This is a genomic window from Fictibacillus nanhaiensis, assembly GCF_036213205.1.
GTDB classification, from domain to species: Bacteria; Bacillota; Bacilli; order Bacillales; family Fictibacillaceae; genus Fictibacillus; species Fictibacillus nanhaiensis_E.
Genome location: NZ_JARMFC010000018.1, coordinates 38,117 through 56,238, shown reverse-complemented (window position 1 = coordinate 56,238; position 18,122 = coordinate 38,117). Strand labels below are relative to the sequence as shown.

General features: G+C 41.3%; 15 protein-coding genes and 1 riboswitch. Of the genes, 3 read left to right on the top strand and 12 right to left on the bottom strand.

Annotation, left to right across the window (positions count from 1 at the left end; genetic code table 11):
- Positions 1-44 precede the first annotated feature (44 nt).
- Complete coding sequence (locus tag P4V41_RS16285; protein ID WP_328086176.1) at positions 45-926, top strand: LysR family transcriptional regulator; 882 nt, start codon at positions 45-47, stop codon at positions 924-926.
- A 109-nt stretch (positions 927-1,035) separates the two neighbouring features.
- The gene (locus P4V41_RS16280) at positions 1,036-1,452 is read left to right on the top strand and encodes a carboxymuconolactone decarboxylase family protein (protein WP_328086175.1); all 417 of its coding nucleotides are present in this window, start codon (positions 1,036-1,038) and stop codon (positions 1,450-1,452) included.
- A gap of 385 nt (positions 1,453-1,837) precedes the next feature.
- Here P4V41_RS16280 and P4V41_RS16275 read toward each other — a convergent pair whose 3' ends face one another.
- Together P4V41_RS16275 and P4V41_RS16270 are read right to left on the bottom strand one after the other, a co-directional pair.
- A complete protein-coding gene (locus P4V41_RS16275) occupies positions 1,838-2,452 on the bottom strand; it encodes a hypothetical protein (RefSeq protein WP_328086174.1) in 615 nt (204 codons plus the stop codon).
- 166 nt (positions 2,453-2,618) lie between these two features.
- Positions 2,619-4,181: a UDP-N-acetylmuramoyl-L-alanyl-D-glutamate--2,6-diaminopimelate ligase gene (locus P4V41_RS16270; protein ID WP_328086172.1), complete on the bottom strand. Its 1,563-nt coding sequence runs from the start codon at positions 4,179-4,181 to the stop codon at positions 2,619-2,621.
- Positions 4,182-4,596: 415 nt separating this feature from the next.
- Here P4V41_RS16270 and katG point away from each other — a divergent pair, with 415 nt between their 5' ends.
- On the top strand, positions 4,597-6,816 hold the full coding sequence (katG, locus tag P4V41_RS16265) for a catalase/peroxidase HPI (protein WP_328086171.1): 2,220 nt from the start codon (positions 4,597-4,599) through the stop codon (positions 6,814-6,816).
- A gap of 136 nt (positions 6,817-6,952) precedes the next feature.
- Here katG and P4V41_RS16260 read toward each other — a convergent pair whose 3' ends face one another.
- The 10 genes from P4V41_RS16260 to yycF form a co-directional block, all read right to left on the bottom strand.
- Positions 6,953-7,837 carry a radical SAM/SPASM domain-containing protein gene (locus P4V41_RS16260; RefSeq protein WP_328086169.1) on the bottom strand — a complete coding sequence of 295 codons (885 nt, stop codon included), beginning with the start codon at positions 7,835-7,837 and terminating at the stop codon, positions 6,953-6,955.
- 196 nt (positions 7,838-8,033) lie between these two features.
- Complete coding sequence (locus P4V41_RS16255) at positions 8,034-9,383, bottom strand: amino acid permease (RefSeq protein ID WP_328086168.1); 1,350 nt, start codon at positions 9,381-9,383, stop codon at positions 8,034-8,036.
- 131 nt (positions 9,384-9,514) lie between these two features.
- A riboswitch (glycine riboswitch) is annotated at positions 9,515-9,593 on the bottom strand.
- A 133-nt stretch (positions 9,594-9,726) separates the two neighbouring features.
- A complete protein-coding gene (rlmH, locus tag P4V41_RS16250; protein ID WP_328086293.1) occupies positions 9,727-10,206 on the bottom strand; it encodes a 23S rRNA (pseudouridine(1915)-N(3))-methyltransferase RlmH in 480 nt (159 codons plus the stop codon).
- Positions 10,207-10,286: 80 nt separating this feature from the next.
- On the bottom strand, positions 10,287-10,451 hold the full coding sequence (locus P4V41_RS16245) for a CxxH/CxxC protein (protein ID WP_137791296.1): 165 nt from the start codon (positions 10,449-10,451) through the stop codon (positions 10,287-10,289).
- A 361-nt stretch (positions 10,452-10,812) separates the two neighbouring features.
- Positions 10,813-12,021, bottom strand: coding sequence for a S1C family serine protease (locus tag P4V41_RS16240; RefSeq protein ID WP_328086167.1), 1,209 nt, complete (start codon positions 12,019-12,021; stop codon positions 10,813-10,815).
- A gap of 156 nt (positions 12,022-12,177) precedes the next feature.
- Positions 12,178-12,975 carry an MBL fold metallo-hydrolase gene (locus P4V41_RS16235; RefSeq protein ID WP_197132778.1) on the bottom strand — a complete coding sequence of 266 codons (798 nt, stop codon included), beginning with the start codon at positions 12,973-12,975 and terminating at the stop codon, positions 12,178-12,180.
- A 16-nt stretch (positions 12,976-12,991) separates the two neighbouring features.
- Positions 12,992-13,831, bottom strand: coding sequence for a two-component system regulatory protein YycI (locus P4V41_RS16230; protein WP_328086166.1), 840 nt, complete (start codon positions 13,829-13,831; stop codon positions 12,992-12,994).
- Positions 13,832-15,235: a YycH family regulatory protein gene (locus P4V41_RS16225; protein WP_328086164.1), complete on the bottom strand. Its 1,404-nt coding sequence runs from the start codon at positions 15,233-15,235 to the stop codon at positions 13,832-13,834. It lies immediately after the preceding gene.
- On the bottom strand, positions 15,232-17,061 hold the full coding sequence (walK, locus tag P4V41_RS16220; RefSeq protein ID WP_328086163.1) for a cell wall metabolism sensor histidine kinase WalK: 1,830 nt from the start codon (positions 17,059-17,061) through the stop codon (positions 15,232-15,234). Before walK ends, P4V41_RS16225 begins: the two co-directional genes overlap by 4 nt.
- A gap of 5 nt (positions 17,062-17,066) precedes the next feature.
- On the bottom strand, positions 17,067-17,771 hold the full coding sequence (gene yycF, locus P4V41_RS16215; RefSeq protein ID WP_066244253.1) for a response regulator YycF: 705 nt from the start codon (positions 17,769-17,771) through the stop codon (positions 17,067-17,069).
- Between the last annotated feature and the right edge of the window lie 351 nt (positions 17,772-18,122).

The following is an 18,122-nucleotide window of genomic DNA, read 5'->3' as shown; positions in this document are numbered from 1 at the left end:
ACTATAGATAGTATGCACAAAAGTTATAGAATGGAGTTCTCTCTATGGATATTCGACAATTGACTTATTTTCACGCTGTAGCCAAACACAAAAGCTTCACGAAAGCTTCTACCGTACTGCATTTATCTCAGCCCAGTCTTAGTAAAATGGTAAAGAGCTTAGAAGACGAACTGGAGATGGAGCTGATCGATCGCTCTTCGAGACAAATCGAACTAACAGAAGCCGGCGAGATCGTGTTTGAACAAAGCAAGATGATTCTTGAGTCTTTGGACAACTTATCATCAAACCTTTACGACTTAATGAACTTAAAAAAAGGGAAGATCAAAATTGGAATTCCCCCGCTTATCGGCTTTTTATTTTTCCCTAAAATCATCAAGAAATTCAAAGCATCTTACCCTGAAATACAGATTCAGCTCGTCGAACATGGCGCGAACCGTGTTCAGCAAGAAGTGAATGATGGTCTCTTAGATCTCGGAGTAGTCGTTATGCCCTTAAATGAAGATAAACTCGAGATCGTTTCATTCTTAACCGAGCACCTGATGCTGTTTGTTCATCATTCACATCCGCTCGCGAATAGAGAAAAAGTATCGATGAAAGAATTGGAGAATGAATCTTTTATCATTTTTAAAGAAGGATTTACCCTGCATGATCGTGTTATCGAAGAATGTATTGCAGTTGGATTTCATCCGAAGATTTCCTATGAAAGCTCACAATGGGACTTCATAAGCGGTATGATTGGGGAGAATTTAGGGGTTTCTATCTTTCCTGAATCTATCGCAAAAAAGGTTGATCAAAATTTGATTAAAGCCATTCCAATCGTTGATCCCTCACTGCCTTATAAGCTCGGGATTATAAAAAAGAAAGATAAATATGTTACTTATGCGACTCGAGAATTTATTAATATGCTTTCACCATTTAGCGAATAAAACCTCTAATTATAACCAAATTGCATACTTTTGATATATTATATGTATTTTACGAATAGTTTAGATTGAGATAAAGTAGTTCCAATACAAATTATAGGAGGCACTACTCATGGAAAAAGATCGTTTTCAAAATGGATTAGATAAATTAATGGAGTACACGCTAACGGATAACAAAGACATCTCAACGCACTTAAAAATCTCGGATGACTTGCAAGATATCGCGCCAGATGTGGGAAAATACATTATTGAATTTGCGTACGGCGAGATTTATTCACGTTCAGGATTAACGAACAAGCAAAGAGCGCTTGTAACGATTTCTTCTCTAGTGACACAAGGAACGGAGCCTCAGTTGGAGCTTCATATCAATACGGGGCTGACGGCGGGACTGACAAAAGAAGAGATTGTGGAGAGCATCACGCACTTGATTCCATATACAGGTTTTCCTCGTGTGTTGAACGCGTTAACGGTTGCGAAGAAAGTTTTTGCAGTGCGAGATGAAGAAGTGAGTGAATCAAAGGCACACTAAGGAAAAGTAGCTATCCTTTTACAGGGTAGCTACTTTTTTGTTATGTCTAGAAGGGTTGACAGAGTTGCTTTGCGCTCCAGGATGCTCGCTTTCCGGGGGGCGTGCGTTGAGCCTCTTAGCGCTTTGCGCTGTTAAAAGTCTCACCTGTCTAGTTACAGTGGCTAGCCCCTCGAGGTCAAAAGTTAAATGGCTAAGAAGGCAAAGTGCGCCTTCAAACCCATTCACCTTTTGCTTGTCGGGGCTGAACAAGCCACTTCCACTTTTCGAACTGTCCCACTCATCCCCCAGGAGTCTCGCACCTTACACTCCAAACAACTTATCCATGATGTCTTAGTAAGTCTATGTTCTAACACTAACCCAAATAATTAGATTAGCGACGTAGCATTTACAAGAAATCTCCTTCTTCTGTTTGATCCAGTTGGTCAGAATTACTAGGAGCGTCTTGATATTCGATGCCGTATTTTTTGCTCAACAATTCCATCTCTGCGTGATAAGCGTCTACCAATTGGAAGTATTCTTCTAATTTTAGATTAGACTGTGTCATCAGATTTTTATCTTGTAGTTCTAAGGCTTGTCTTTGAAGGATTAAACTTTCGTAAAAAATTTCGGTAGCTGTTACGATTTGCTTTTTCATTCCTACTAATTCTTCTCCTTGAACATCGATGGTTTTCGCTTGGGCCACTGCTTTTTCATAGGCAGGAATCGTAGTTTCCACTAACTCCAAATACATCGTCTCGTCGTCGGTATAGTTTGCACCTGAAACGCTAGCTAAAGAATCAAAGGCTTGTACTTCATAGGTAGATACTGCTGCCACGTCCACATTGATAAATTGTAAGACAGCCTCTTGCTGTTCTTCCGTATTGATAGGCTCAGAAAAGCTCTGTGTTTCCTCTTCATTCTGCGTCACTTCATTGCTCGTCCTATTTAAGGCTATTTCACTCGAGTTCGCACCTGTAACAATTGAACTCACTAAAAAAGATACTAAAAAAAGTGTGTTCACGCTGTCAGCCCCTTCGTCATTTTGTAAGTAATAACCAATACCCTGCTTATTCAGGGGTTATGCCACATAACTGTAAAAACAGCGTATTTGGTACTTCGTTTGCTGAAAACACAACGAGTAAAACCCCGCTATATCCATAACGGGGTTCATGTTTATCTAAACTTTTTTACAAGACGTTTCGCTTTTTAGGTGCAGCCCATTTAATCTTAGAAGAAGCAAGCATTCTTCCACTCTTCGCTACTTTTTTACTTCTAAAGAAGTCTGCAATGATGTCTTTGTCAGAGTGAGGAATCTTCTCCCCTTTTACAATTTGAGCACCATTGATGCAGCCGCTCGTGAGAAGAACAATGTCATTTTCTTCACTAAGAGATAATGCCTTGATTACCGCATCATGACGTGTGAGTTCTGAGTGAATGTTAGGTGCGGCTGGATTTTTAAACCCTCGCATCACGTGGCCAACAATCTCACTAGGGTCGTTGTATCCTGGATGGTCAACAGATACGACGATTTCTTCGGCTTGGTTCTCAATCGTTTCCGCCATTTTTGGCATCTTTTCTTTATCTCTTATTCCAATGCCCATTACTAACACAATCAGTCGACTGTATGGCAACTTTTTCACTTCTGTTACAAGGTTTTGTAACGCAACCGGTGTGTGCGCGTAATCTAATATGATTTTACGATTCTGCTTGTGAATGATTTCGAATCTTCCTTCAGGTCCTGTCATTTCAGGAAGAACATGAAGCATTTTTTCTAATGGTATTCCAATATGCATGCCTGTACAGATTGCAGAAAGTAGATTTGCGATATTATAAGATCCGTAAAAAGGTGTTATTACAGAATAACGTTTTTCGTGAACGGACAAGGTAAATGAAGTACCGTTCGCTACGTGCTTAACATCTGTTGCGATTACATCGGCACCGCTTTCTTCATTCATGCTGTACGTTAGCAAAGGACCTTCAAATAACTCAACGATTTCTTTACCCATACCCTCATCATCTATGTTCACAACCGCTTTTTTGGCTTGTTTGAACAACTTTAACTTCGCTTGTTTGTAGTTTTCAAATGTATGATGAAACTCCAAATGTTCTGGTGATAAATTTGTGTGAATCGCTACATCGAAATCAATACCTGCTGTTCGTTTTTGTTCAATTCCAACAGAAGTGACCTCCATCGCAGCGAGTTGATCGCCATTCTCTACAAACTGTTTGAAGATGTGATGAAGATCAGGCGCTTCAGGCGTTGTTGGCGTTGACTGTTTCATGTTCAGATTTCCTGTAGAGGAAATCATACCGGTAGTTCCGATCGAACCGGATTTTACATCACAAAGGTTCATCAACGATCTAACATAAGCCGCGACCGTCGTTTTACCATTCGTCCCTGTAATGCCCACTGTGATTAATTTTTCATGTATACGTTCATTAAATAAGATAGATAATTGAGCCATAAATACGCGAGCATCCTCAACTAGTAAGAATGTAACATCACGATAGGTTTCGCTCGCCTCTTTTAAAATCGTTTTATTTTCACCGGCAACCACAACTGCACCATTCTGGATGGCACTCTCAATAAAGGTGTGCCCGTCAAATTGTTCACCCGTTATACAGACAAAGGAAGAGTTATTCATTACGTTTCTAGAATCAAAGCAGACAGAAGAAATGGTTTGCTGTTTGCTTCCCCAAATTTCCCGAATACCTAATTGCTGCTTTTTTTGTTCAAAATGTATATTCATTCTGCCTCTCCTTTTGCGATCAATCTATGAATAATTAGTATAGTAGAATATAAAAGTTTGTATTTAAAATTTTTATGCACACATACTTTCTTTAAATACCCTAAGTATTCGATTGTTAACCTTTTTTTATTTATGTTTCTTTATCTTTTTTTAGAAAAAGTCAGCGTTAAATACTGGAAGGACGGGGAATACGTATTCCCGGCCAGGACAAATAGGAAGTGTGGATCAAAATCAACTACTTACAAAAGCAATAAAAGCAATTCTTAACAACTTAATGTACCAAACAAAAGTGCATTACGCTTTGAATCCACATACCTGTCCTCTATAATTGAGTTATCATAATAATCTAACATTTAACATCATGGCTTTTCGTGTTTTGCAATTTTAAGTTCCACAAAAGGAAGGGGAAATTGTAATGGAAAACAACAACAAGCCCGATCAAAAAGAACACACATCTGCAGGTCAATGTCCTGTCACACACCACAAGGATAGTGCGATTACGACATCTAGAGCTCCTCATGGTACGACAAATAAGGATTGGTGGCCGAATCAACTCAATCTGAATGTTCTTCGCCAACATGACAAAAAGTCGAATCCGATGGGAGACGACTTTAATTATCGTGAAGAATTCTCCAAATTGGATTACGACGCACTAAAGAAGGATCTTCATGCATTGATGACGGACAGCCAGGATTGGTGGCCGGCGGATTATGGTCACTATGGTCCTTTCTTCATTCGTATGTCATGGCATGCTGCAGGTACATATCGTATGGCTGATGGACGCGGTGGCGGCGGATCAGGTTCTCAGCGCTTCGCACCTTTAAACAGCTGGCCGGATAACGTAAACCTTGATAAAGCTCGCCGTCTTTTATGGCCGATCAAACAAAAATACGGCAACAAAATCTCATGGGCAGATTTACTTGTTTTCACTGGTAACGTAGCCATTGAATCCATGGGGTTAAAAACGTTTGGTTTTGCTGGCGGACGTGAAGATATTTGGCATGCAGAAGAAGATGTTTATTGGGGAACGGAAAAAGAATGGCTAGCGGACAACCGTTATTCTGGTGACCGTGAGCTTGAAGACCCGCTTGCTGCAGTTCAGATGGGTCTGATTTACGTGAACCCTGAAGGGCCGAACGGAAAGCCTGATCCACTCGCAAGTGCTCGTGATATTCGTGATACGTTCAGCCGTATGGCGATGAATGACGAAGAAACGGTTGCTCTAATCGCAGGTGGTCATACGTTCGGAAAAGCGCATGGTGCAGGCGATCCATCTCTTGTAGGAGACGATCCTGAAGCAGCGGATATAGAAACACAAGGACTAGGCTGGCTGAGCCGTCACGGCAGCGGAAAAGGCCGCGACACCATTTCGAGTGGTATTGATGGAGCTTGGACGTCGAACCCAACACAATGGGACAACGGATACTTTGACCTTCTGTTCGGTTACGAGTGGGAGTTAACGAAGAGCAGAGCAGGCGCTTATCAATGGAGTCCTGTTGATGTGACTGAAGAGCATATGGCTCCTGATGCCGAAGATCCATCCATCAAAGTGAAAACGATGATGACAACAGCTGATATGGCATTACGTATGGATCCTGACTATGAAAAAATTTCTCGTCGTTATTACGAGAATCCAGATGAATTTGCCGATGCTTTTGCACGTGCATGGTTCAAATTGCTTCACCGTGACATGGGGCCGAAAGTTCGTTATCTAGGTCCAGAAGTTCCAGACGAAGAACTCATCTGGCAAGACCCTGTTCCGAGTGTAGATTATGATCTATCACCGTCTGATATCGCTCAGTTAAAAGAAAAAATCTTAAATACAGGATTATCGGTGAGTGAGCTCGTAAAAACGGCATGGGCTTCAGCAAGCACGTACCGGGTTTCTGATATGCGCGGAGGTGCGAACGGTTCACGCATCCGCCTAGCTCCTCAGAAAGGTTGGGAAGCGAACGAACCCCAACAGCTAGAGAAAGTGCTAGGAATCTATCAAGATCTACAAAACCAGCTCGACACGAAGGTGAGTCTAGCCGACTTAATCGTTCTTGGCGGAAGTGCAGCTGTTGAAAAAGCTGCAAAAGATGCGGGCTTTGATGTAACGGTTCCATTTACACCTGGACGCGGTGATGCAACACCTGAACAAACAGACGCTGTTTCGTTCGATGTATTAGAACCGGTATCAGACGGGTTTCGTAACTATCAAAAGAAAGAATATAGTACAAGCCCTGAAGAAATGCTTGTCGATAAAGCACAGCTTCTTGGTCTGTCTGCACCTGAAATGACCGTTCTCGTCGGAGGTCTGCGTGTTCTTGGGACAAACTATAAGAATACGAAACACGGCGTATTCACAGACCGTGTTGGCATGTTAACGAATGACTTTTTCGTAAACTTGCTCGACATGGGCGTTGAGTGGAAATCAACAGGCTTTAACGAGTACGAAGGCCGCGACCGTAAATCAGGAGAAGTGAAGCGAACAGCTTCCCGCTTTGATCTCGTGTTCGGGTCCAACTCAGAACTACGCGCACTCGCTGAAGTGTATGCGCAGAATGACAACCAAGAAAAATTCGTACGGGACTTTATCGCAGCTTGGGTAAAAGTGATGGACGCTGATCGATTTGATGTTAAATTAAAATAATAAATAATGAACGCACCTAATCACAATGCCTTATGCAGAATTTGCTGCTTCAGAGCTCTTAAGATTAGGTGCGTTTTCTTCCATAAAAAAAGACAGGATAACTCCCTGTCTTTAATGTCTAGCATGTGTTTTCGTACTATTTACCGAAACGCTTTCGATAACCGCATTTTCTGCAAAGTTCCTCAACCGCTTCTCTTCGCGAGAAACCATCCACGATATTTTTCGCTCGGTCACCTTCAATAATATTTGAAAAGTGTGTATCATTGATATTTCCTAAATTAATTACACCTTCTCCATCTAAGCAGCATGGAATGACTGTACCGTTCGCCAGAATACCCGCTTGATTGCGAAGGCCGTAGCAGAACCCTTTTCCGTCGTCCTCTTCTTCATGCAGTGCCGGCCATTTAAACTCGTAATCTTGATTGATGAAAATTTGATCCGCCAGTTTAATTCCTTTTCCCGGCGTGAGTTTTTCTTCAATTTTAAAGGCAAGACTAAATTCATTCTCAATAATCTCAAGCAGCTGACGGTTACGCTGTTTTTCCAAGTTTGTCGCATTGTCTTGCGTCAGGTTCCAAAGCCTTAAAGAAACAAATAACGAAGACTCTCTCGTTGCTTCTTGTACAAAAGAAAGGATCGTTCTTACGTATTCTTCTTTATCCGTCATACTCTGACCGACGTGGCCATCAAAGCTATGAAGGGAGAAATTCATCTGTCTGAGCGCAGGCTTATTGATAAGCTTGTCCCAGTTCTTTTTAATGAGCGTTCCATTCGTGGTGATATTAACTTTGAACCCTCTTTCATGGGCTATGTCCAATAACTGATCGATTTTTGGATGAAGAAGCGGCTCACCTTTTACATGCAAATAGATGAAATCGGTATAGGGCTTGATCTGGTCTAAACGTTTCGTAAAATCGTCAATGGAGATGAACTGTTTAGCTCGTTCAGTTGGAGGACAAAAATGACACGCCAAATTACAGATGCTCGTAATCTCTATATAAAATTTCTTAAATCTTTTCAAAGTAATTCCTCATTTCGCAAACTCTTGATACATACACCAAAGCTGATTGAAGCCTTCGTGCACTTAAACTACCTGCTTTTTTAACTCTTTCTTATTAGAGCATAATTCATTAAAAAGATAAACGTGTTATGAGGAAATTAACAGATGGGAACGAAAAAAGAAGAGAAGTCCTTTCGCTTCTCTTCTTCCTCAATCACTATTTTGCTGTACGTTGGCTTTTAGAACGATATAGAATCCATAATAAAATAAACCAAATCGGTGTCAGCAATAAAGCCGGACGAGTAGCTTCTGCCACAAGTAACACGATTAAGATTAACCCGAACAAGGCGAGCACCACATAGTTAATGAATGGAGCAAAAGGTGCTTTGAACGTTGACTTTTTGTGCAGATTTGAACGTGTTTTACGATATTTAATATGGCTGATTAAGATCACGCTCCACACCCAGATGAAACAGATGGCACTGATGGTTGTTACGATGCCAAAAGCCTGCTCTGGAATCAGCTTGCTCAGGAGCGCTCCCACTGAAACAACAACAGTGGAAACCCATAATGCGTTTCCAGGTACCGCATTTTTCGTTAGTTTCTTAAAAGATCGAGGAGCCTGCTCACTCTTGCTTAACGTAAAAAGAATGCGACTCGTTGAGAACAACCCGCTGTTGCAGGCAGATGCCGCTGAAGTCAGTACAACAAAATTAATAATCCCAGCTGCAAGCGGAATCCCTATTATGCTGAACGTTTTAACGAACGGACTTTCCGCAGCGTTTAATTGTGTCCAAGGATTGATGCATAGCAGCACGATCAATGCGCCCACATAGAAAAATAGAATTCGCAGTGGAATTTTATTGATCGCAGACGGAATATTCTTTCTCGGATTAGACGTTTCTGCTGCCGCCACACCGACCAATTCCACTCCCACAAACGCGAACACAACCATCTGAAACGAGAGTAGGAACCCAGTCATGCCATTAGGAAAAAAACCTCCATGATTCCACAGGTTGTCTAAGGAAACCGTTCCCGCATCCGTTTGGTAACCCATAACGAGTAGGACAACGCCAATCACAATTAACACTAGAATCGTAATCACCTTGATTAATGCGAACCAAAACTCCAATTCACCGAAAAGCTTTACCGTTAATAGGTTCAGTCCAAGTAAAAGAAGCAAACAAACAATCGCCGGAACCCACTGCGGTATATCAAACCAATATTGAACATAAACACCGACCGCAATCACATCGGCCATCGCTGTCATGATCCAACAGAACCAATACGTCCAGCCTGTGATGAAAGCAGCTCGTGGACCAAGATAGTCCTCCGCAATATCGGTAAACGACTCATAACCTGCGTTCGAAAGCAGCAGTTCTCCTAGCGCTCTCATCATGAAAAACAATGCGATCCCAACGATTAAATAAGCAAAAATAACAGAAGGTCCGGCAAGCTGAATCGCTTTTCCTGAACCTAAAAATAACCCCGTACCAATCGTTCCGCCAATGGCAATCAGCTGCACATGACGGTTAGCTAAATCTCTCTTCAACTCTTGCTGTGACACGTATGAATCCTCCTTCTAAGATGCAAATCAAACAAAAAAAGAGACTGGAGGAATCTCCAATCTCTTGTACATTAGAATATGAAAAAAGCATTCACTGCGCTATAAATGAAAGGCACAACAAAGTCAAAATTCGATACTCTTCTGTCCGTTTGCCTGAGATTGTGAACCCTTCGGCGCCGCTTACTAAGCGGTCTCTCCAGAAGCTGCTCCTGCTGTAGTACGACCCACAGCAATCATAGCTTGCTATCTATATATTTTTTAGTATTTCGGAATATAGTTTTTAATAATAGTACTGAGTTGGGGGTTTGTCAAATAGTTAATCTTGTTGGTGTGATAACAACCATTACTTATGATACGGTTCTCCCCGATTAATCCGAAAAGCCCGATAAATCTGCTCAACAAGCACCAACTTCATCAACTGATGCGGATACGTAATCTTCCCAAATGAAATCTTCTCATTCGCCCGCTTCATTACAGCGTCACTTAATCCTAGGGATCCACCAATGACAAATGCCACTTTGCTTTTCCCATAAGTCGCAAGCTGATCTAAATTCTTAGCCAATTCTTCAGATGACACAGCCTTGCCCTCAATTGCCATCGCAATCACATGCACATCTTGGCCGATCTTTGCTAGAATTCTTTCACCTTCAGCGTTTTTAACCATGATCATCTCTTGATCACTTAATGTTTCAGGAGCTTTTTCATCAGGAACCTCAATAATCTCTACTTTTGCATAAGGTCCTAATCGTTTTAAGTATTCATCAATACCTAGTTTTAAGTATTTTTCTTTTAATTTCCCTACGGAAACGATTGAAATATTCACTTGTTGAAAACTTCCTTTCAAATAAGTTATCCCCAGAACTTATCCACATATGCACAATTAGTGCTATATCTTGTAGGCGTTCATATGTTCGATACTTTATATGCACCTTTGTTATCGCAGTATTCACAACCTGTTGATAACTCGTCATTCTCTGTTAGTAACTCAACAACTGGCGGCGTTTCAAACTCATCCACAATGATGTCAATCGCAAGCTCAGCATGGTCTTTGCAGCAAATAATAACCAAATCTTTTCACTCCTAACTTATCCACAATCCTTCTTCTTACACTAACGAATTTACAGCTGTGTGTAAACAATCCGCTAAAATAAAGTTGTCCACATGTTGAATCATTTTTTTATTCTTTATTGAAAGGTGGGTTATTTTTTTAAAGTCTTTCCTTCAACGACAAGTTGATTGAAGTGCAAGGTGCGAGACTCCTGCGGGACAGGTGGGCAAGTGAGACACTTATACGTGAAACGTACGAATGTGGCTCACCGCCTGCCCCGCGGAAAGCGAGCAACCTGAAACGGAAATCAACTCACTCCCAAAGACACCTAGCGCCAACAAACAAAAAACAGGAGACCCTAAAGCCCCCTGTTTCCCTCTTTTACTGAGATTGATTACCACCGCTCAATTCAACTTTCACGGTCTTCTTCTTCCCATCACGATAGAACGTCACATCCACCTCATCACCAATCTTCGCTTTTGTATAAAGGAACTTACGAAGAGCGATTGGGTCTTTAATCTTCTCTCCACCCATCTCGACAATTACGTCCATTTCCTTAATACCTGCACGAGCTGCTGGTGAAGCTGAAGTGATCTCCATAACAACGACACCTTCTTGTACGCTGTCTGGAATCTTCAGTGTTTGCTCACGCTGATACGTGTTCACTTGAGAAAGCGGAATGATGTTAACGCCTAAGAACGGTCTGCGTGTTTCACCATATTTCTCAAGGTCTTCGATAATCGGTTTTGCCACATCTGAAGGAATAGCAAACCCAATTCCCTCTACCTCGTTCTGTGCGATCTTAGAAGAGTTGATCCCGATTACTTGACCCGCGATATTAATTAAAGCACCACCACTGTTACCAGGGTTGATCGCTGCATCCGTTTGGATAACTTCAGCTTGCCAATCTGGATTTCCGTCTTGATCTAGATCAACTGGAATCGAACGGTCCGCACTTGATACGATACCTTGTGTAACAGATCCAGGGAAGTTTCCGAGCGGATTACCGATTGCGATAGCAGGTTCACCACGTTTTAAGTCACCCGACACTCCAAACTCCGCTACACTATCAACTTTGCTGCCATCGATTTCAACAACAGCGAGGTCCATTAGAGGATCTGTTCCGCGTAGAGTACCTTTAAGCTTCGTACCGTTGCTAAGCGTGATCTCAATCTGATTCGCATCCGCCACAACGTGGTCATTTGTTACCACATACGCTTTGTTGCCTTCTTTTTTATAAATAACACCTGATCCTGTGCCCGCTGGCTGTTGGCTCCAAAAATCAGTCTGCTGAATGTTGATGACTTCAACGACAGCTCCAGATGCTTTATCAACCGCATCCGTTACGTTCGTCGTCAGATCGACATCCACTTTTCTCTGTTCTAGATCTCCGTCGGTACCAAGCCCGTTTTGTTCTTCGTTCGGAGGATACAGATTATCTGGTAAAAGACCAGCTCCTCCTAGTGCAGGTACTGTAAATAAGACAAGCAAACCACCAAGAATTGCTCCTAGCAACGCTGGTAGAAACTTTCCTCCACGGTTTCCTTTTTGTCGAGATGGTGATTCATAATCATCATCGTAATAGCCCATATGCTCCTCACCGTTCCTTTCAACAATAAAATGGATGAATTCATAACCTAGTATAAGCAATTAGTCCTGAAATTATGGACATTTTGGGTTATTTTTCATAATTTCCCACACTTATTGTTATTTCCGGAAACGGCTTACTTTAAACAAGTAAGTATTTTAAACTAAAGCCAATTTTGTTGGCTGACTCGCATCTGTATCGTGCAGAATAACTTGTTCACCCGCTGAGATATCATACGTTTTTAACGTCTGCTCAACAGCTAAGCGAGCAATATCCTTCATGTTGTTATCTTTGCTCAAGTGAGCAAGATAGATATGTTTCGTGCCGTCACCGATTACATCAGCGAGAGCATGTCCACAATCTTCGTTCGAAATATGACCATGGTCCCCTAAAATACGGCGTTTAATGTTCCACGGATATCGTCCCATCATGAGCATGTTAATGTCATGGTTCGATTCAATCACAAGCGAGTGGCTGTCACGAATGATACCTTTCATACGATCGCTCACATAGCCCGTATCCGTCATGAGGGCTAACTTTCTACCATTGTGATGAAATACATAGAACATCGGTTCCGCCGCATCATGTGACACGCCAAAAGATTCAACTTCTAAATCGTTGAACGTTTTTACACTTTCCATCTCAAACTCAAACTTTTGCTCGGTCGCCACTTCACCAATCAAGCCGTTCATCGCATTCCACGTGTTTTTGTTCGCATAGATCGGCAGCTTAAATTTTCGAGCCAGCACACCGAGTCCTTTTATGTGATCGCTATGTTCATGCGTGACGAGGATTCCGTCAATGTCAGCCACCTCACCACAAGCTGCTTTTTCAAATAAAATCTGAATCTGTTTGGCACTTAAGCCTGCATCCACGAGCAAGCGCGTTTGTTCGGTTTCAACGTAAACAGCGTTTCCCGAACTTCCGCTTGCAAGAACGCTAAATTTTAAACTCATAACCGCATGTTCCTCTCTACTCTGCCTTTTCCGTCAAAACTTGAATGGAACTGTCAGTCGCATTAACTAAATACTGTCCGTTCTTGGTTTCTATGAACCACGTAGGTGTATAAACCTGAACTTCCCCTTCACCTACAAGGCTATAGTGGCCAAGCTCTACTTTTTGTATATGATCACCTTTTTGAAGGTTCGATTCTAATAGTTTCTCAAGTGCCTTGCTAGGTGAGATGATCTGCTGAAAAGCTCCTTGTCTCGTAATAAAGAGATAGGTTTGTGTAAGATTAGTAAGGTTTCCTTTGTCATCAAGCTTAAACCTGATCATTCCGTTCGGCACATCATAATCTTTTGCATCAGCAACAATACCAAAATTACTAGGGTTGTAGAAAATCCTTTTTTCTTGATAAACCTGCGTAAACCAGACAGTGTTGTTCTCTTTATCCCATTCGTAAAAAGCGTATTCCTTACCACGAGAGATGTTCTCTTCTGCAAACTGAGTAAGCTCTGAAATCAGATCTTTTGAATCCTTTTTCGGAAGATTCATCGGTTTACTAAGATCATAGTGAAGGGTGATGTCTGTGCTAGCTTCCTTATCAAGCGATACATTTTTTGCAGGAGATTTCTTCTCTTCCTCCGAGAACTTGTAACGCTGTGCACTGATTAAGGTTTGTTTTTCTTTATATTTCGGCAGCTTTTCCGAAAGTGAAATCTCGTTATTCGCTAACCGCTCTTCTAGTGGTTGATCTGTAAGTCTTGAAATGTTGTTAATGTCGTTCTTTTGATAAAGCTGGTATCCCAAGAATAGGTTTAAGACAAGAAAGGTAAGGATAAAAATGCTTTTTGTTCTTTGCCAATTCAATTAAAATCCTTCCTTTCCTGTCTGTGAAAATAATGGCTGCCATCCCTTAGCATCATAGTTAATAAACCATTGTGGCTCTAGCTTGTATACGTGTGGTTCTTTTTGCTTTTTCATCGTGAATCCAATACGAACATCTTGAACATAGTTCTTGTTGTAATCTTTTTCTTCAAGTTCTTTCTTAACTTCTAACCCTGACTGAATGTTGACCTTTTGTGAGAGATAAGATTTTTGCTCTAGCTGTAACTGTACGAGTGAGCGTTGATATTCCTTAAGCTCGTTTTCATACCACACTAAGTTCATCTGCATCTCTGGATCAAGCACTGGCAGGTTCTCAACAAACAACCAAAAGTTTGCTGAATATATGGATAGACCGGAAAGGATATATGGGTTTCCCCAGCCTGCGTGCGTATTGATATAATCTAAAGATTGATACAGTGGTGAAATGTTTGGAGTTGTATTTGGGTTCCGGTTTCCTGCAAAGTTTGTGAACGTGAATCGATTTTGCAACTCATTCACAACCATAGCCGCTGTTCCATCAGCATACGTGATCTGATTTTTATCAGAAGCACTTTTTACAGCTAAAGGATCTTTAAACAACGCTTTTTTATACATTTCATACGTATCCTCACCTGTTGCTTTTGAAAGGTACGTATAGCGAGTTAAGGCTAGCGAGTCTTTTGGAAAATAAAATCTTCTTAAAACTTCTGCTTGTCCTTTTTTTCCGTCATCCTTAATATCATGTTGGATATATGGGATTAAATTGCCCGTATCGACCCACTTATCCATATCTCTTATTAAAGGATTCATCTGGTTATTTGTTGCCCTTATCTTTTGCATCTTTTTATTTTCATAAGATACAAGATAGCCTTCAATACTATCTGTCAGTTTATCTTGATATAAAAAGATGCGATCCACACTTTGTGGTTTAGTAGCTTGTATCTCGGATTCAAACGAGAAAATCTCTTTGTAAATATCCTGACTCATGCCTACCGGAAAAATAATTTCCACATACTTGTTGTCTCGTAGGAATTTTTCATCTGGATCAAAAGCTCGGTTATTTTTTGAACCAGTATCAAACGTGAACTTCGTTTCGTTCAAACCCATATGAAACTCTTTCAATAAGTTGTTCGCTTCAAGTCCGTATAACTCATCCCCACTATGATAGATCACCTGTGTAGGATAAACGAGTTGTTTCACACCCGCTTCTATATCTACTTCCTGCTTCTTAACGATACGAGCTCCTTCTAATGATGGATAGCTTGGCTTGAATGTCCACAAGCTCCATGTGAGGACAAGGCTCATCCCGATCAAGAACGTAAGCGCGATCGACTTGATGTGTTCATAATTCTTCTTGAAAAAAGTGATCACTTCTTTTGCATGTGTAATCCACTTTAACCAGTTCATTGCAGCCCCTCCTTAACCTTTTTTAAAGGAAGAGTAAAGTGGATGGTCGTTCCTTGGCCCCATTCACTTTCAGCCCAAATGTCTCCGCCATGCGCAAGTACGATCTCTTTTGCGATCGCAAGACCTAGGCCAGTGCCACCGATATCTCTTGAACGAGCACGGTCTACCCTAAAGAATCGATCAAAGATTTTAGAAACGTTATTTTTCGGAATACCTACACCTTGATCCGAAATACTCACCTTCACTTTGCGTCCGATAACAGAAGCGTTAAAAGTGATCGTTCCACCTTCAGGAGAATATTTCATCGCGTTCGAGATAATGTTATCGAGCACTTGTGTCATCTTATCGGTATCCAACTGAACGTTGATCTTGTGAGTTGGCAATGAGCGAGATAGCTCTATGTTTTCCTTTTCAAGCATCTCAAAGCGATCGATGATACCGTTCAAGAATTCCACCAGGTCAATTTCAAAAAAGTTAAATCGGTAATCTTTGCTGTCCATCTTTGATAATTGAAGCAGATCGGTTACGAGCCTAATCATACGTTCTGTCTCATTCTGAGTAACCTCTAAGAAACGCGGAGCGATGTTCTCATCCTGCCACGCACCTTCAGCTAGTGCTTCCAGATAACTTCTCATCGTTGTTAGCGGTGTTCTCAGCTCATGTGAAACATTGAATACAAACTCTCGTCGCTCGTTATCGATCTGTTCTTGCTCGGTAACATCATGAAGAACACAAATAAGACCATTGATTGGCCCGTCATCCTTCTGTATCGTAGAGAAGTTTGCTCTCACCACATAGTGCATATCATCCGTACTAAAATCAAGCAGCATGGATTCATATTCGTTATAAAGCTCTTCCCATGTGTATTCTGTATTTAAGCGCAATAGTTCCATCAGAGGCGTTCCTAGCGCGTTCTGCCTGGAGATGTTCAGCATCTCTTCAGAACGGTCGTTCATGAGGATGATGGCACCGTCACGATCTGTCGCGATCACACCATCTGTCATATATGTCAGTACGGAACGCAGCTTTCTACGTTCACTCTCTGTGATTGCCGTTGCTTCTTGCAGCTTTGTTGTTAAGTTGTTAAAGGTCATAGCAAGCTGACCGATCTCATCATCTCCATACAGCTGAACTTTACGAGAAAAGTCCCCTCTCGCCATAACAAGAGCTTGTTTTCTCATATCTGCCATAGGTCGTGTGATCGTACGCGCCAAAAAGACTCCTAGCAGTCCTGTAATAATAAGTGCGATTACGGTTCCAGTCACTAGAATGCTATTGATACGTGCAATTTGTTTAAAGATTCCTTCGATGGATGCTACTAAATAGATGGCTCCAATGTTCTCACCAGTACCATCAATCTTGATTGGTTTGGCGAGCACCATGACCCGCTCCCCTTCATGAAGCATGATCTCATCATCGACCGTTCCTTCAAGAGCAAGCTTGATCTTAGGATTGAAGCTGATCTGCCCTACTAGCTGTGGTTTATTGCTCGCAAGAACCATGCCTTCTTCATTAAGTACTTGAATTTCTTTCTCTTCGAATTCCTCGTCAATTAACGCTTGAATATCATCTTCAAGCGTTACAGGGTCTTCACCATCTTCAGCTTTCTTTTCTTTGTACCGATCTTTGTCTTTCATCTTTTGCTCAACGTTAAACTCTAATAAATTCACTCTATCATAAAGTGATTTAGAGAAACTCTGCCGAAGATCAGATTCTAAGTTGTTGATAAAATAAACACTGATCACTTGCATGGCTATTAAGATGAGCAACACATAAATCAATACAAACTTAACGTGTATTGATTTAAAAAAATTGACTTTATCCATCATGACTACTCCTGATCAGGATTTCTTAGGTAATACCCCACTCCACGTCTTGTAATGATCCATAATGGGTGACTTGGATTATCTTCTACTTTTTCGCGCAATCGACGAACCGTTACATCGACCGTTCTTACATCACCAAAGTAGTCGTATCCCCATACAGTTTGAAGTAAGTGTTCACGCGTCATCACTTGTCCGATATGTTTTGCTAAATAATGCAGCAGTTCAAATTCACGGTGTGTTAACTCGATCGTCTCACCACGTTTGGTCACAATATACGCATCAGGATGAATCGTAAGAGAACCAATCGTGATCTCATTGTTCTCATCTACTTCACGCTCTGATTCCTGCTGATGACGGCGCAGGTTAGCCTTCACACGTGCAATTAATTCACGCGTGCTGAATGGCTTCGTCACGTAATCGTCCGCACCAAGCTCTAAACCTAATACTTTATCAATTTCTGAGTCTTTTGCAGTTAGCATAATAATTGGCATATCATACTTTTTACGGATCTCACGACAGACTTCCATGCCATCTTTCAAAGGCAGCATGATGTCGAGCAAAATCATATCCGGCTTCTCTTTTTCTACCTTTTCTAACGCATTAATGCCATCATACGCGCAACTTACAGTAAAACCTTCTTTTTCAAGATTAAACTGCAGAATATCTGCAATGGGTTTTTCATCATCCACAACGAGAATTTTCTTATCCATGGGAACGCTCCTTCTTTCAGAAACTCTATTTTATATATAGCAGAATATTTTGTAGTATCGATTATATGGTATCTCTACTATTTTATCACAGTTGAAACTTTCTCCATACTACTAGCAAAACCTTCTAATTTTAGACAAAGAAAAGTTGGCTTCACTTTAGAATCCCGTCGAAAGTTATCGCAGCGTGAATTACATCCTGATAGTCATTCTATTAAATTCGAGCAAGCATGAAAAACCTCCCAGGAAGCAAGTGTTCCTGAGAGGTTTTTGACATGTGTTTATTCCTTAGCATCATTGAAAAGTTGGTTAGAGTGGAAGGTGCGAGACTCCTAGGGGATCAGCGGGACAGGT